The organism is Kitasatospora sp. NPDC048286 (genome assembly GCF_043201735.1).
Lineage (GTDB): Bacteria > Actinomycetota > Actinomycetes > Streptomycetales > Streptomycetaceae > Kitasatospora.
The window spans coordinates 50,228-63,417 of the sequence record NZ_JBICZE010000015.1; the positions used below are offsets into that span (position 1 = coordinate 50,228).

The 13,190-nt window shown below is 70.9% G+C and carries 14 protein-coding genes and 1 rRNA gene; 10 read left to right on the top strand and 5 right to left on the bottom strand.

The genetic code is table 11. The features are described from left to right. The first annotated feature begins 207 nt into the window (after positions 1–207). Positions 208–687: a ricin-type beta-trefoil lectin domain protein gene (locus tag ACGF13_RS31080; protein ID WP_392881506.1), complete on the top strand. Its 480-nt coding sequence runs from the start codon at positions 208–210 to the stop codon at positions 685–687. Positions 688–821: 134 nt separating this feature from the next. On the opposite strand, the gene ACGF13_RS31085 is transcribed toward ACGF13_RS31080, so the two are convergent. Continuing rightward, positions 822–1,382 (bottom strand): YceI family protein, encoded by a 561-nt coding sequence (locus tag ACGF13_RS31085; protein WP_392881509.1) that lies wholly within the window; start codon positions 1,380–1,382, stop codon positions 822–824. A gap of 141 nt (positions 1,383–1,523) precedes the next feature. Here ACGF13_RS31085 and ACGF13_RS31090 point away from each other — a divergent pair, with 141 nt between their 5' ends. After that, positions 1,524–1,877: a UBP-type zinc finger domain-containing protein gene (locus ACGF13_RS31090; protein ID WP_392881512.1), complete on the top strand. Its 354-nt coding sequence runs from the start codon at positions 1,524–1,526 to the stop codon at positions 1,875–1,877. A gap of 185 nt (positions 1,878–2,062) precedes the next feature. Here ACGF13_RS31090 and ACGF13_RS31095 read toward each other — a convergent pair whose 3' ends face one another. Further along, positions 2,063–3,325 (bottom strand): transcriptional regulator, encoded by a 1,263-nt coding sequence (locus tag ACGF13_RS31095; protein ID WP_392881515.1) that lies wholly within the window; start codon positions 3,323–3,325, stop codon positions 2,063–2,065. Between the two features lie 217 nt (positions 3,326–3,542). Between ACGF13_RS31095 and ACGF13_RS31100 the strand changes: the two genes are divergently transcribed. From ACGF13_RS31100 to aspS, 6 genes are all read left to right on the top strand, one after another. Next, positions 3,543–4,661: a radical SAM protein gene (locus ACGF13_RS31100; RefSeq protein WP_392881518.1), complete on the top strand. Its 1,119-nt coding sequence runs from the start codon at positions 3,543–3,545 to the stop codon at positions 4,659–4,661. Position 4,662: 1 nt separating this feature from the next. Further along, positions 4,663–4,860 carry a hypothetical protein gene (locus ACGF13_RS31105; protein ID WP_392881521.1) on the top strand — a complete coding sequence of 66 codons (198 nt, stop codon included), beginning with the start codon at positions 4,663–4,665 and terminating at the stop codon, positions 4,858–4,860. Between the two features lie 96 nt (positions 4,861–4,956). Next, positions 4,957–5,802 (top strand): GNAT family N-acetyltransferase, encoded by an 846-nt coding sequence (locus ACGF13_RS31110; RefSeq protein WP_392881524.1) that lies wholly within the window; start codon positions 4,957–4,959, stop codon positions 5,800–5,802. A gap of 85 nt (positions 5,803–5,887) precedes the next feature. Then, complete coding sequence (locus ACGF13_RS31115) at positions 5,888–6,106, top strand: hypothetical protein (protein WP_392881526.1); 219 nt, start codon at positions 5,888–5,890, stop codon at positions 6,104–6,106. Further along, positions 6,103–7,209 carry a methyltransferase domain-containing protein gene (locus tag ACGF13_RS31120; protein ID WP_392881528.1) on the top strand — a complete coding sequence of 369 codons (1,107 nt, stop codon included), beginning with the start codon at positions 6,103–6,105 and terminating at the stop codon, positions 7,207–7,209. Before ACGF13_RS31115 ends, ACGF13_RS31120 begins: the two co-directional genes overlap by 4 nt. Before the next feature lie 125 nt (positions 7,210–7,334). Next, the gene (gene aspS, locus ACGF13_RS31125) at positions 7,335–8,642 is read left to right on the top strand and encodes an aspartate--tRNA(Asn) ligase (RefSeq protein WP_392881531.1); all 1,308 of its coding nucleotides are present in this window, start codon (positions 7,335–7,337) and stop codon (positions 8,640–8,642) included. A 110-nt stretch (positions 8,643–8,752) separates the two neighbouring features. Here the strand turns inward: aspS and ACGF13_RS31130 are convergent, their stop codons facing one another. From ACGF13_RS31130 to ACGF13_RS31140, 3 genes are all read right to left on the bottom strand, one after another. Then, on the bottom strand, positions 8,753–9,466 hold the full coding sequence (locus ACGF13_RS31130) for an IclR family transcriptional regulator (RefSeq protein WP_030246527.1): 714 nt from the start codon (positions 9,464–9,466) through the stop codon (positions 8,753–8,755). A gap of 233 nt (positions 9,467–9,699) precedes the next feature. Further along, positions 9,700–9,816 (bottom strand): 5S ribosomal RNA (rrf, locus tag ACGF13_RS31135). Between the two features lie 84 nt (positions 9,817–9,900). Then, on the bottom strand, positions 9,901–11,043 hold the full coding sequence (locus tag ACGF13_RS31140) for a nuclear transport factor 2 family protein (RefSeq protein WP_392881534.1): 1,143 nt from the start codon (positions 11,041–11,043) through the stop codon (positions 9,901–9,903). Positions 11,044–11,227: 184 nt separating this feature from the next. Here ACGF13_RS31140 and sigJ point away from each other — a divergent pair, with 184 nt between their 5' ends. Together sigJ and ACGF13_RS31150 are read left to right on the top strand one after the other, a co-directional pair. Further along, the gene (sigJ, locus tag ACGF13_RS31145; RefSeq protein WP_392881536.1) at positions 11,228–12,202 is read left to right on the top strand and encodes an RNA polymerase sigma factor SigJ; all 975 of its coding nucleotides are present in this window, start codon (positions 11,228–11,230) and stop codon (positions 12,200–12,202) included. Positions 12,203–12,393: 191 nt separating this feature from the next. Then, positions 12,394–13,182: a response regulator transcription factor gene (locus ACGF13_RS31150; RefSeq protein WP_392881539.1), complete on the top strand. Its 789-nt coding sequence runs from the start codon at positions 12,394–12,396 to the stop codon at positions 13,180–13,182. Positions 13,183–13,190: the final 8 nt, after the last annotated feature.

Consider the following 13,190-nt stretch of genomic DNA (forward strand, 5'->3'; position numbering starts at 1 on the left):
GGGAAGCGGCCCCGGATCTCCGAGCTGGTCGCACGTCCCGTCAGCCCGGTGCACCGGGTTGCTCGTTCGGATGAACATGCTGCACGACACCATGGGTTCGTCCACGATCGCTGCTATCACTTTCCTTGCGCTCGGGCCCGAGCAGGGAAAGAACCCCCATGGCTGTGCGCGAACCGCATGGCCTCCAGCGAGAACGGAATCCGCCTCATGGCTGTTGCACTCCGCAAGACGCTCGCCGTCGCCACGCTGGCCCTGACGGCCTCCTTCCTGCCGGCCGGCGGGGCCGGGGCCGCCGACACCACCCACCGCGCCACGCGCACCCCCGGTCTCTACTGCCTCGCCAACGCCTGGGGAACCCCGAACGTCTCCACCAAGCCGTGCGACGCCAACGACAACGGCCAGCACTGGAAGCTCTCGGGCGAGCAGATCTCCCTCGCCAAGGCGCCGGCCTACTGTTTCGCCAACACCTGGAACGCCCCGGACGTCTCCACGAAGGCCTGCAACCCCAACGACCAGGGGCAGTACTGGACGGTCAACGGCCAGCAGATCTCCCTGACCTTCGCCCCGGCCTACTGCCTCGCCAACGCCTGGGGCACCCCGAACATCTCCACCAAGCCGTGTGACGCCAAGGACCCGGGCCAGCACTGGGTGGTCTTCAACGAGCAGATCAGCCTGGCGCTCGCCTGATACCCGCCGGCCCTCCCCGACCCGCCGCTCCCGATCGTCACCCCGTGGCAGTGGACGCCGGTAGGGCCTTCATCCGGCTTCATCGGCCGGGCACCCCGCTGTACGGGGGTGCCCGGCTGTCCGTTGTGGGCCGGTCAGACGCTCTCCAGGACCGCCTCGACATCGACCTCGACGTCGATCATGTCGCCGACCACCACACCGCCCCGGTCCACCACGTCGTTCCAACTCACGCCGAAGTCCTGCCGGTTGATCCGGGTGGTCGCGGTGAAGCCGGCGCGCCGCCGCGGGCCCAGGTCACGCCCGTCCTCCCACCACGGGGTGTCCCACTGCCCGAGGTACGTCACGTCGAAGGTGACCGGGCGGGTCACACCGCGGATGGTGAGCTCCCCCGTGACCTCGAAGCAGCTCGCGCTCACCTGGTGGACCTTCGACCCGACGAACGTCCAGGTCGGGTGGTGCTCGACGTCGAAGAAGTCGGCGCTGCGCAGGTGCGCGTCCCGCTCGGGCGCGCCCGTGTACACCTGGGTCGCGTCGATGGTCGCCTCGACCCGGGCCTTCTCCGGGGCGTCCGGATCGACCTCCAGGAGGCCCTGCACGTTCTTCAGCTGGCCCCGCACATAGGTGACCATCATGTGGCGGGCGCGGAACTCCGCGCCGGTGTGGCTGGGCTCGAAGAACCATTTCGTGGCGGCCATGGCGACTCCGTGTGAGGTGGTGCCGGTGATGACGGTGCTGCCCCGAGCCCCCTCAGCCAGCGTAGGACCACGCCGGACTGGCAGCACCACCACGGCGGGGCCACGCTGGTGGGGACGGACCGCCCAGCCGAGGAGGCAGGCATGACCGGCGACCCGATCCCCGGAATCGACCCCACCGCGGTGCCCAGCGGCGACGGCTGCGCGGAGTGCCTCGCCGGCGGCGGCTGGTGGCTCCACCTGCGCCGCTGCGCGGCCTGCGGCCACATCGGCTGCTGCGACTCCTCCCCCGGCCAGCACGCGACCAAGCACGCCCGCCAGGCCGGCCACCCCTTCCTGGTCAGCTTCGAACCCGGCGAGGACTGGTTCTGGAACCTCGACACCGGCGCCTACTACGAAGGCCCGCCCCTCGCACCCCCGACCGCCCACCCCACCACCCAACCCACCCCGGGCCCCGCCGGCCAGGTCCCCGCCGACTGGCAGTCCCAGCTCCACTGACGCCCCGTGTCCGCGCGGGAAGTCGGCCCGCCCGACTTCCTGTGCAGCGCAGTTCGTCCCGGCTGCTCCTTGCTCCCCGCAAGGAGCAGCCGGTGTACGGGCAACGTGATCCTCTTGCTTGCACTTCGCCCACTTCGGGAGCATCGTCCGCGGAGAGAACGACCAAGGAGGCACTCTCGTTGTAACTAGCCGGCCAGTGCCTCCCCGAGCAGCGCGTACGGCCGACCGGTGAGCCGGCGATGCAGCGTCTCGGTGCGGGAACGGATCAGGCCCTCACGGTAGGCGGCCGACAGTCGCTCCCACACCCCGGATGCCATCTCGGCCGCACCGGTCAGGTCGCCGTCGACGCGGAGGCATGCGGCGGTGTCCACTGCCAGCAGGGCGCGCGCCATCACCGACGGAGAGTCCGTGAGTGCCAGGGCGTCCTCCTGCGCCTGGTAGGCGCTGCCCGTGTCGCCCAGCAGCGTGTACACCTGCGACAGGTGCACGTGGTGCTTCTGCTCGGGGTAGCCGAACCAGGTGTCGGCCGCCTCGGCGCCGTCCAGGCGCTCCGCCAGCTTCCGCGTGTCGCCCACCGCCCGCCGGGCCCCTTCGAGGTCGCCGGAGGCTGCCAGGGCACGCGCTGTGACGGCCGCGGCGAGCGCTCCGGCCGCCGTCGGGCTGCTCCCCGCCTCCCGCCGGGCCTGCTCGGCGATCCGAGCGGCCGCCCCGGGAGCGCCGTAGTTGAGCGGGACCATGGCGTGCCGGGCCAGCACCCACGCGATCATCCGCTGATCACCGGACTCCCGCGCGGCCTGTTCGGCGGTGGCGAACCACCGGTGGGCGTCGCGCTGGTCACCGCGGTCGTGCTGGACGATCGCCACCAAGCCCGCGATGCCTGCCGCTGTCCGGGCGAGGTCCACCCGGGTACGCACCGGGTGGGGGCGGTTCAACACCTCGCCCAGCAGATCGAGATCACCCATCATCTCGGCCAACACCGCATCCGGCGCCCGGCCACGGTAGCCGCCCCGGTGCCGCTCGAACGCCGACTCCAGGTAGTCGAGATCGCCCTCGCCGGATGGCCTGAGCGCTGCGGCGATCCCCTCGCGTGCCTGCGCGATGCCGGGCAGCGCGACGATGCCGGCGGCTGCTCCTATACCTGTTCCGATGAACTTCCGCCTGTCCACGCTGTTGCCCTTCGTGCTGCGCTCACTCCGGTACCGCCGGGAGACGGCGGCGGCCTCGGCCACCTGATCCACAGTCAGGCCGTACGCGTTGGCGATCCACTGGTACGAGGGCCTCTGCGGAATTCGTTTCTCCGTCTCCCATCGCTTGATGGTCTCCCAGTCGCACCACTCGCCGCTTGCCGCGGCGACTGACGCGGCCTGCTCGACGCGTGTCTTCTTCGGGTGCGCCTCGCGGATGGCCCGCAGCAGCCGACCGATCCCGTCCGAGCTGACACCGCTCACAGGTAGCCCCTCGCTCGAAGCCGACATGACCTCAATTCTGGCCCCGTAGGCGACCCCCGGCTGAAGAATGCACCCCTTCGTGGCCCCTCTCCTGCGGCATGCCCGCGCCGTTCAATGACTAACAGTCGCCTGGTCGGCCTCTGGCCGCCGGAGGTCGCCCTGGCCGGCTCTCAGGGCGTCACCGCCATCGAATGCCGCTCAGCGAAGGAGGGAACGCGTGCACAACCTGATCGCCAGTCCGTTCCTGGATGAATACCTGTTGGTGCGTCCCGGTGGCCGGGGTGGTCTCAGGCTCCCGCAGGCCGACTACGAGGGGCTGCGCGCCCACAGCCCCGCTCAGGCGGTTCCTTCGTGGCTCGCGGACGCCGTGCGCGCCCAGTGGGTCGACCTGGACGTGACCGGCCGTCCTGCGGGTGACGTCCTGCTGGTCCGGCAGCCCTCCACGTGGGGCTACTCGCGAGCCAGCTGGGAGATCAACCTCGGCTGCAACTACAAGTGCAAGCACTGCTATCTCGGGCTCAAGGTCAACTCGGGCATGCCGCTCGCGGACAAGCTCACCTGCCTGGACATCATGGCCGAGGCCGGCGTCCTCTGGCTCCAGATCACCGGGGGTGAGCCCACCGTGGATCGGGACTTCATGCCCTCGTACCGCCGTGCGTTCGAGCTGGGCATGATGATCACCGTCTCCACCAACGCCTCGTTGCTGTGGCGGGAGAACCTGCTGGAGATGTTCCGCGAGTGCCCGCCCTACCGGGTCACGGTGTCGATGTACGGGGCGACCAAGGCGAGCTACGACGAGCTGACCCAGCGGCAGGGGGCCTGGGACCTGTTCATCCAGGGCATGAACGCCGGGCGCCGGGCCAAGCTGCCGCTGCGGATGAGCATCATCGTCACCGAGGACAACGCCGCCGAGGAACAGGCGATGATCGGCCTGTGCGAAGGCTGGGGGCTGGAGTACAACGTCTTCACCAACATGACCCCGACGATCTACGGCGGGGCGGAGTCGCTGACCGCGCAGTCCAAGGAGCACCTGCGGATGCGCAAGCCGTTCGGCGGCTGCAACGCCGGACACACCTTCTTCCACACCGACCCACACGGCCTGGTGTCCATCTGCAAGATCGGCCGTGACGACCAGATCAGCCTCCCCGCCGAGGGGATCGACGGCCTCGCCCGGCTCGGCGCCATCGCCGACCGTCTCATGCTTCGCACCGGTGGCTGCTCCGGCTGCCGGCTCTCCGGCGCGTGCACCGTGTGCCGGCCGCTGGCCAAGCACTACCAGGAGGCGAAGGCACCACTCGCAAGTTACTGCCAGCACGGGATCAAGAAAGCAGGGTGACATGACCGCTGTAGCTGTCGAACTCTCGCCGAAGCGTCCGCTCCCGGACGACGGACCGGCCCAGCGCCTGCCGTACCTCACGCGGCCGATCACCGCCCCGACCCCGCCCGTCACCGAGATCATCGCCGTCGGCGACCTGGACGAGGTCATGGACAGCGTGAAGTGCTCGTGCAACGCGGGCGACGACAACCCGCACTGAAGCACCCGCTGATCGCACCTGATCAGTGACGCTCGGGCACCGGCGCTCTCCGCGTCGGGGCCCGAGCCGTGAGGGACGGGCGAGTAGGGTGCGGACATGGATCTGCGCTGGGACTTGCTGCGTCCCGTGATGTGCGTCCCGTATGTTCCGACGCTCGGGCCGCTCCACCCCGAAGCTGTTTCCGCTGAGCTTCTGGCCGACGTGTTCGCCGTCGCTGGCACCGGAGAATTCCTGCCACACGACAAGGACCGGCGGTGGTCCGACCACAAGGACGAGCACGTCCTGGTGGACGCCGTCGTTCAGGACCAGGCTCGCACGCTGATCCCCACCATCACCGGTCGCGGCATCCTGCGCGTCCATCTCTACGGTGCTCGCGAGCACAGGCAGGAGGCCGAGGAGCTGGCCGCCAAGCTCGCCGCCGGGCGCGACGCATCTCAAGCCCGTGTGGTGTGGTTCCAGGAAACCGCGGACCCAGTGGCTGTCTCTACCCGAGTGCAGCTCCGTACCTTCGACCAGGACGCACCAGCCGTCGAGGGAATCGAGGCCCTCGGCCAACAGCCCGAAGCCATCCGGACCACCTTCCCCGAGTTCGCCGAGAAGCTGGTCGGCGAGGGCTTCGAGTTCCTGCACTCCCGGATCGACAGCATCGGCCCCGTGCTGGTCGCTGTCCAGGACGAGCGCGTAGTAGGCGCAATCGGCCCCATGGAGACCATGACTGACCCCATCGGTAGGCGACGACTCCTCCCGCAGTACTTCGGTGTTCTGCCCGAATACCGAGGCCTCGGCCACGGTCGCCTCCTGTGGCGCTCGGCGATGCACTGGGGCAAGGAGCACGGCGCCGACTACCAGCTCCTGCAGACAGTTGCCGGGGGTGCATCCGACCGGCTGTGCCGGAGCGAGGGCCTGGCCGACCTCGGATTCGTCTGTACCGCCACCGTCTGACGAGAGCCTCACGACGGCCGAGGACCCGCTGTACCGCCCCGACCGCAGGCTTCCGTGCAGCGACTACGACAGCCTGACGTACCAGGTGTGCGATCCGCTGCCTGAAATCGCCAAGGCGGTCATCCGCATGCTTGATCTCTTGGAATTCCCGTACGGCGCCTTCGACTTCGTCGTGTCCCCCTCGGGGGAGTGGACGTTCCTGGAGGTGAACCCCAACGGGCAGTACGGGTTCGTCGAGCAGGCGACCGGCCTGCCCATCACCGCTGCCATCTGTGATTACTTGGAAGGGACCGACCGATCATGACGACGACCTCCCGCTACGGCGAAGACCAACTCCTGCGGGCGCGAATGGCCCTCGCCTCGGAGGTCGAGCGCGGGAGCGCCGGGCTGTCCTCGCGGGTGGTCGAGGCGTTCCTGAACGTGCCCCGGCATCCGTTCGTGCCGGTGCTCTACCGTGAGGAATCCGGTGTCCACCGGCCGTGGCGGGACGACGAGGTCTGGCTGCGGGAGGTGTACTCGGACCGGGTGCTGGTCACCGAGGTCGACGGCGTGCACGCGGAGAACGCCGGGCCGGAGGGTGTGAGTGGGCCGGCGACCTCCTCGTCCACGCTGCCGAGTCTGATGGCCGACATGCTCGACGCGCTGGATGTCCGGCCCGGGGACCGGGTGTTGGAGATCGGCACCGGCACCGGCTACAACGCGGCCCTGCTCTGCCACCTCGCCGGCGCGGCCTACGTCACGACCGTCGATCGCACCGAGCGGCTGGTGGCCACCGCTCGAACCCGGCTGCGCGAGGCCGGATTCGAGCCCACCGTGGTCCAGGCCGACGGGGCTGACGGGTACCCGGCCGCCGCGCCGTACGACCGGATCATCGCCACCTGTGCCGTCCGCCGCATCCCCCGCGCCTGGCTGGACCAGTGCGCGCCCGGCGGTCTCATCGTCGCCCCGGTCGGCAGCGCGGTGGCCAGGTTGACCAAGCTGACGGACGGCCGTGCGGTCGGGCGGTTCCTGCACCGTCCGGTCGGCTTCATGCCGTTGCGAGACGGAACGGACGCGGCGCTGGAAGCGCCCGAGCAGCAGGCGAACAGCAGGGCCACGGAGGTCGACCCGCACGTCCTGGACGACCCGGGGTTCGCGTTCTGGGCCGATCTCCACCTCGGCCCCACCGTCGTCCGCGACGGCCATGCTCTGCGCGACGACGCCGACGGCTCGACCGCCCGTGGGCGGGGCCGCACGGTCGTTCTCGGCGGCCCCCGGGACCTCTGGCGGACGGTCGAGGCCGCCCACCGGACCTGGCTCGACCGGAACCGGCCTCGCCGGGAGTGGTTCACCGTCGAGGCAGGGCCGGGGGGCCAGTTCGTCGGATACGCGGCGCCGGACGGTGCGCGGAGCAGGTGGGATCTCTGACACGGGGGAAAACGGGGCGACTCGCGCGGGCTTGATCCACTACGGTGAACGCGCCCAGGGCGGCCGTTTACCGCCCGTCGACGTGGCGCGACCAACGCGCCCGCAAACCCAGGGAGTTCCCTGTCATGACGCGCACCCTTGTCGCCGAGCTGCCCGAGCACCTCGAGGAGACGGTCACCGTCTACGGGTGGGTCAACACGCTCCGGCTCCAGCGGCGCATCCAGTTCGTGCTGGTCCGGGACCACACCGGGCTCGTGCAGGTCACCCACCTCCGTGGTGGGGAGGGCGACGCCATCGAGGCGGCCTTCGAGGGCGTGACGGTCGAGTCCGCCGTGAAGATCACCGGGAAGGTGGTCGCCAACCCGCAGGTGAAGCTGGGCGGGCTGGAGATCGTTCCGTCCCGGGTGGAGATCGTCTCGCCGGCCGAGCCGAAGCTGCCGATCGACGAGAAGACCGGCATCGACCAGCGCCTGGACTGGCGGTTCCTCGACATCCGGCGCCCCTCCCAGCACCTGGTCTTCGACGTCCAGACCACCGTCGAGCGCGCGATGCGCGAGGTGGCGGGCGAGGAGGGGTTCACCGAGCTGCACACGCCGAAGCTGATGGGGACGGCCTCCGAGTCGGGCGCCGAGGTGTTCGAGGTGGGCTACTTCGGCCGGACCGCCTACCTGGCCCAGTCCCCGCAGTTCTACAAGCAGATGGCCATCGCCGGCGGCATCGACAAGGTCTTCGAGATCGGGCCGGTGTTCCGCGCCGAGCCGTCGTTCACCTCGCGGCACGCCACCGAGTTCACCGGGGTCGACGCCGAGATCGCCTGGATCGACGGGGTCGAGGACGTGATGGCCTTCGAGGAGCGGATGCTGCACCGCGTCCTCACCGCCGTGGCCGAGCGGCACGGCTCGGCGATCGCCGAGCACTTCGGCACCCCGGTGACGGTTCCCGAGCTGCCGTTCCCCCGGATCACGATGGCCGACGCGCTGGCCCGGCTCCGCGCCACCGGCTGGGACCCGGAGGGCGTCAAGGACGACCTCGACCCCGAGGGCGAGCGCACGCTGTGCGCCCTGAACGCCGAGGAGACCGGGCACGAGTTCGTCTTCGTCACCCGCTTCCCGGCCGCCGTGCGGCCGTTCTACCACCTGCGGCCGGAGGACGACCCGACCGTCACGGAGTCCTTCGACCTGCTGTGGAAGGGCGTGGAGATCACCACCGGCGCCCAGCGCGAGCACCGGTACGACCGCCTCGTCGCCCAGGCCGGGGAGAAGGGCATGGACACCGCGCCGCTCTCCGGGTACCTCGACTGCTTCCGCTACGGCACCCCGCCGCACGGCGGTTTCGGGCTCGGACTCGGCCGGCTGCTGATGCTCGCCCTCGGCCTGCCGTCGATCCGCGAGGCGACTTTCCTCTTCCGGGGCCCGCACCGCCTCGAACCGTAGCTCGAACCGTAAGAGGAACGGACGGCCGAAAAGACGGGAAGGGCCGCGTGCGAGGAGATCGGATCCTCGGACGCGGCCCTTTTCCGTCGTGTTCCGTCAGCCGTGTTCCGTCAGCTGCGGCGGAGGGCCTCGGTGAGCCGGTTGGCAGCTTCGATGATGGCCTGGGCGTGCAACCGGCCCGGGTGGCGGGTCAGTCGCTCGATGGGGCCGGAGACGGAGACGGCGGCCACCACGCGGTTGGAGGGCCCACGGACGGGGGCGGAGACGGACGCGACGCCCGGCTCGCGCTCCCCGATGGACTGGGCCCAGCCGCGGCGGCGGACGCCGCTGAGTGCGGTGGCGGTGAAGCGGGCGCCCTGGAGGCCTCGGTGGAGGCGCTCGGGTTCTTCCCAGGCGAGGAGGACCTGGGCGGCGGAGCCGGCCTTCATCGGCAGGGTGCTGCCGACGGGGACGGTGTCGCGCAGGCCGGAGAGTCGTTCGGCCGCGGCGACGCAGATGCGCATCTCGCCTTGGCGGCGGTAGAGCTGCGCGCTTTCTCCGGTGACGTCGCGCAGGTGGGTGAGGACGGGGCCCGCGGTGGCGAGCAGTCGGTCCTCGCCGGCGGCGGCGGAGAGTTCGGACAGGCGGGGGCCGAGGATGAACCGGCCCTGCATGTCACGGGTGACCAGGCGGTGGTGTTCGAGTGCGACGGCGAGTCTGTGGGCGGTGGGGCGCGCCAGACCGGTGGCGGCGACCAGCCCCGCCAGCGTGGCGGGGCCCGACTCCAGTGCGCTGAGCACCAGAGCGGCCTTGTCGAGAACGCCGACGCCGCTAGTGTTGTCCATACCATGATATTGCAGTCTCAGTTGGCGAGACGCAAGTCTGTTTCGACGTTCGCCATCCTCTCAGATCCCCGCAAAGCGGCTCTTCCGGGACCTGATGTCTCACATGCCGGATGCGCCGGAGCGTGCGCCGCGGCGCGAGGGGCAGCGGGAAAGCGAAATGGCAGAGGAAATGCCGGGAAATGAAAAAAGCCCCTGCCGTGTCTCTGTCGGACACGGCAGGGGCCGTAAGAAGAATTCGGCGGCGTCCTACTCTCCCACAGGGTCCCCCCTGCAGTACCATCGGCGCTGTAAGGCTTAGCTTCCGGGTTCGGAATGTGACCGGGCGTTTCCCTCACGCTATGACCACCGAAATGATCGGGCCGGGCAATTGCTCGAAAGCACTGCCTTCGCCTCGACACAAATCATAGCAGGGGGAAACGGAGGGATTCCGCCCCTCAGAAGCCGATGGCCTTGCGCAGCAGCAGCACGGTCCCCGGGGTGAGCCGGGCCGGGGCGTTGAGCACCAGGAGCTGGTTCACGGCGCTCGGCCGGCCGTACGCGGCGCGGGCGCGGGCGGACTCCAGCGGGAGGACGTGGTGCTCCAGGCGGCGCAGGGCGGCGGGGAGGTCCGGGACGACCTTCTGGGCCCCGACGACCCAGATCGCCCGCCCGGCGCCACCGGCGTAGCCGGGCAGCTGGCTGCCGGTGGCCGAGGCGACGACCAGGGCGCCGGTCTCGGTGACGGCGGCGACGCTGCCGAGCGCGACGTCGGGAGTGGCGACCGTCCGGCGGATGTCGTCGGCCTCGGTGGCCCGGTCCATGGCCAGCGCGCGGGGCTTCACGGCCCGGTAGCGGTCGCCGCCGTTGACGTCCTCCTCGATGCCGGAGAGCCGGAGGGTCTCGCCGGCCCCGGTGAAGACGGTGGCGCCGGCCGGGATCAGCTCCGCGACCCGGGTGCGCGCGGCGGCGGCGTCGTCCAGCAACTCGACGGTGAAGCCGTTCGCCGTCAGCGCGGCGGCCGCCCGCTCCAGGCGGTCGGCCGGCGCCGGGTCGGTGTACGTCGGGTCGGTGTGCATAGGGTCGGTGTACGCGGCCGGACGGGTCGAGCCGGGCGCCGAACCGGTCGAACCGGTCGAGTCGGTCGGGCCGGCCGGGCCGGCCGGGCCCGGCGCCGCGCCGGTCAGCGGGCTGCGGTCCAGGTACCGGGTCTCGTAGACCCGCTCGGTGAACCGCCAGCCGTCCGCCGTGCGCCGGTAACGGTCGTGGTAGACGGCGTAGTTGAGCCCCTGGAAGCCGTTCTTCAGGCGGGCGATCTCATGCATGTGGGCGCGGCCGGTCGCGGTGTCGCCGTCGATCCGGATCGCGCCCGGGTGGGTGTTCTGGATGAAGAAGTCCCACTGTTCCTGGAGCTTCTCGCCGCCGACGCGGATCTGCTCCGGGCCGGTCAGCTCGACGGGGACGTCGGGCATCCGCAGCACGCCGTCCGGGGTGAACAGCGCGGCGAGGCGGGCGCGGTCGCGCATCATCACCGCGTCGGTGAACTCGGCCTGCAGGGCCGTGATCTCGACGCGGTCGGCGATCGCCTGGAAGTCGTTCATCGGGTTCTCCGTTCCGTGTGACCGGTGCGACGGATACGACAGAACAGTCGCCCGGATTGTGAGGTCGCGGGCGAAGGGCGCGGGGCGCGGGGGAGGTGTCACATTCCGGGCCGCCGTCCTGTCATAAGGGGAGCGGGGAACCGTCGAGTCGAACGAGTCGAACGAGGCGAAGGGGTGGGACACGGTGCGGGAAGCAGAGGGCGGCACCACGACCGAGCCGGGCCCGGGCGCGATCCTGGGCGAGCAGCGCCGGCTGACCAACCTGGCGTACCGGATGCTCGGTTCGCTGGCCGACGCCGAGGACGTGGTGCAGGAGACCTACGCCCGCTGGTACGCGCTGCCCCGGCGGGAGCGGGAGGCGATCGTCTCGCCCGGCGGCTGGCTGACCACGGTGGCCAGCCGGATCTGCCTCAACCTGCTCGGCTCGGCCCGGGTGCGGCGGGAGCGCTACGTGGGCGAGTGGATCCCCGAGCCGCTGCCGGACAGCCGGGAGTGGACGGACCCCGCCGGCGGCCCGGGGACGGATCCGGCGGACCGGATCACCCTGGACGAGTCGGTGAGCATGGCGTTCCTGGTGGTCCTGGAGGCCCTGACCCCGGCCGAGCGCGTCGCCTTCGTCCTCCACGACGTCTTCCGCTACCCCTTCGCCGAGGTGGCCGCGATCGTCGGCCGCACCCCGGCCGCCTGCCGTCAGCTGGCCACCTCCGCCCGCCGCCGGATCCGGGCCGGGCGGGCCCCGGCGGCGCCGACGGGCGCGCAGGCCGGCGTCGTCCGGGAGTTCAAGCGGGCCTGGGAGGCGAAGGACCTCAGGTCGCTGATGGGCGTCCTGGACCCGGAGGCCACCGTGATCGCCGACGGCGGCGGTCTGGTCGGCGCGCTGCCGCACCCGCTGACCGGGCGGGAGCGGATCGCCGCCGCCCACCTGGACTCCGACCGCTTCGCGCCCGGGATCACGCTGCTGGAGTGCACCGTCAACGGCGGGCCCGGCCTGGTCGCCCAGGTGGACGGCGTCACCGTCACGGTGTTCGCGTTCCGGATCGCCGAGGGGCTGATCACCCACATCTGGGCGGTGCGCAACCCGGAGAAGCTCCGGCCCTGGACGGAGGGGCGTTCGAGCGGGAGCGGGCTGCGGCCGAGCGGGAGCGGGGCGCAGAAGTGAGGCGCGTCGTGCCCGGCACGCGCCCGCTGGACGTGTTCACGCCCGTACGCACACCACCGAGCCCACCCCTGTGCGTCTCTCGCCCAAAAACCGACCGATAAGGTGTTAATCCAACATTCATCCATGCCGCATAGCCTCCGGGGGCTAGCCTCATGCTGAACGTCATCGTCCGACCGGGAGGCGAAAGCCCCGTGCAAGGCACTGTCACCACACCAGGCGGCTCCACGGTGGCCGGGGGCCAGGGCGAAGCGTTTCTGCTCGTCGTGGACGACGAGCCCAACATCCGCGAACTGCTCTCCGCCTCGCTGCGCTTCTCCGGCTTCCGCGTCGCCTCCGCCGCCAGCGGCACCGAGGCGCTGGAACTGGTCGCCGCCGAGCGCCCCGACCTGGTCGTCCTCGACGTGATGCTCCCCGACCTCGACGGCTTCACCGTCGTCGAGAAGCTGCGCGAGCGCACCAGCCGCGGACAGATAGCCGGACCGGCCCACGGGCACCCCGGCGACCACCTGCCGGTGCTCTTCCTCACCGCCAAGGACGGCGTCGGCGACAAGGTGCAGGGCCTGGCCGCCGGTGCGGACGACTACGTCACCAAGCCGTTCAGCCTGGAGGAGCTGATCGCCCGGATCCGCGCCATCCTGCGCCGGGCCGGCGGGCCCGCCGAGGACGGCCGGCTGGTCGTCGCCGACCTCAGCCTCGACCCGATCGCCCACGAGGTCACCCGGGGCGGCACCCCCGTCTCGCTCTCCCCGACCGAGTTCAAACTGCTGCACTACCTGATGGCCAACGTCGGCCGGGTGGTCTCCAAGTCGCAGATCCTCGACCACGTCTGGGCCTACGACTTCGGCGGGGACCTCTCCATCGTCGAGTCGTACATCTCCTACCTGCGCCGCAAGCTCGACTCCGGCCCGGCGCACGGCCCCAAGCTGATCCACACCGTGCGCGGCATCGGCTACGCCCTGCGCCGCCCCCCGCAGGGCTGACCGGCCCG

Excerpts from the sequence above, each read along its gene's own strand:
- ACGF13_RS31105 (WP_392881521.1), top strand. The coding sequence starts at position 4,663 with ATGACCGCTGTAGCTGTCGAACTCTCGCCGAAGCGTCCGCTCCCGGAC.
- ACGF13_RS31080 (WP_392881506.1), top strand. The coding sequence starts at position 208 with ATGGCTGTTGCACTCCGCAAGACGCTCGCCGTCGCCACGCTGGCCCTG.
- aspS (WP_392881531.1), top strand. The coding sequence starts at position 7,335 with ATGACGCGCACCCTTGTCGCCGAGCTGCCCGAGCACCTCGAGGAGACG.
- ACGF13_RS31085 (WP_392881509.1), bottom strand. The coding sequence starts at position 1,382 with ATGGCCGCCACGAAATGGTTCTTCGAGCCCAGCCACACCGGCGCGGAG.
- ACGF13_RS31140 (WP_392881534.1), bottom strand. The coding sequence starts at position 11,043 with ATGAACGACTTCCAGGCGATCGCCGACCGCGTCGAGATCACGGCCCTG.
- ACGF13_RS31110 (WP_392881524.1), top strand. The coding sequence starts at position 4,957 with ATGGATCTGCGCTGGGACTTGCTGCGTCCCGTGATGTGCGTCCCGTAT.
- ACGF13_RS31120 (WP_392881528.1), top strand. The coding sequence starts at position 6,103 with ATGACGACGACCTCCCGCTACGGCGAAGACCAACTCCTGCGGGCGCGA.
- ACGF13_RS31130 (WP_030246527.1), bottom strand. The coding sequence starts at position 9,466 with ATGGACAACACTAGCGGCGTCGGCGTTCTCGACAAGGCCGCTCTGGTG.
- ACGF13_RS31090 (WP_392881512.1), top strand. The coding sequence starts at position 1,524 with ATGACCGGCGACCCGATCCCCGGAATCGACCCCACCGCGGTGCCCAGC.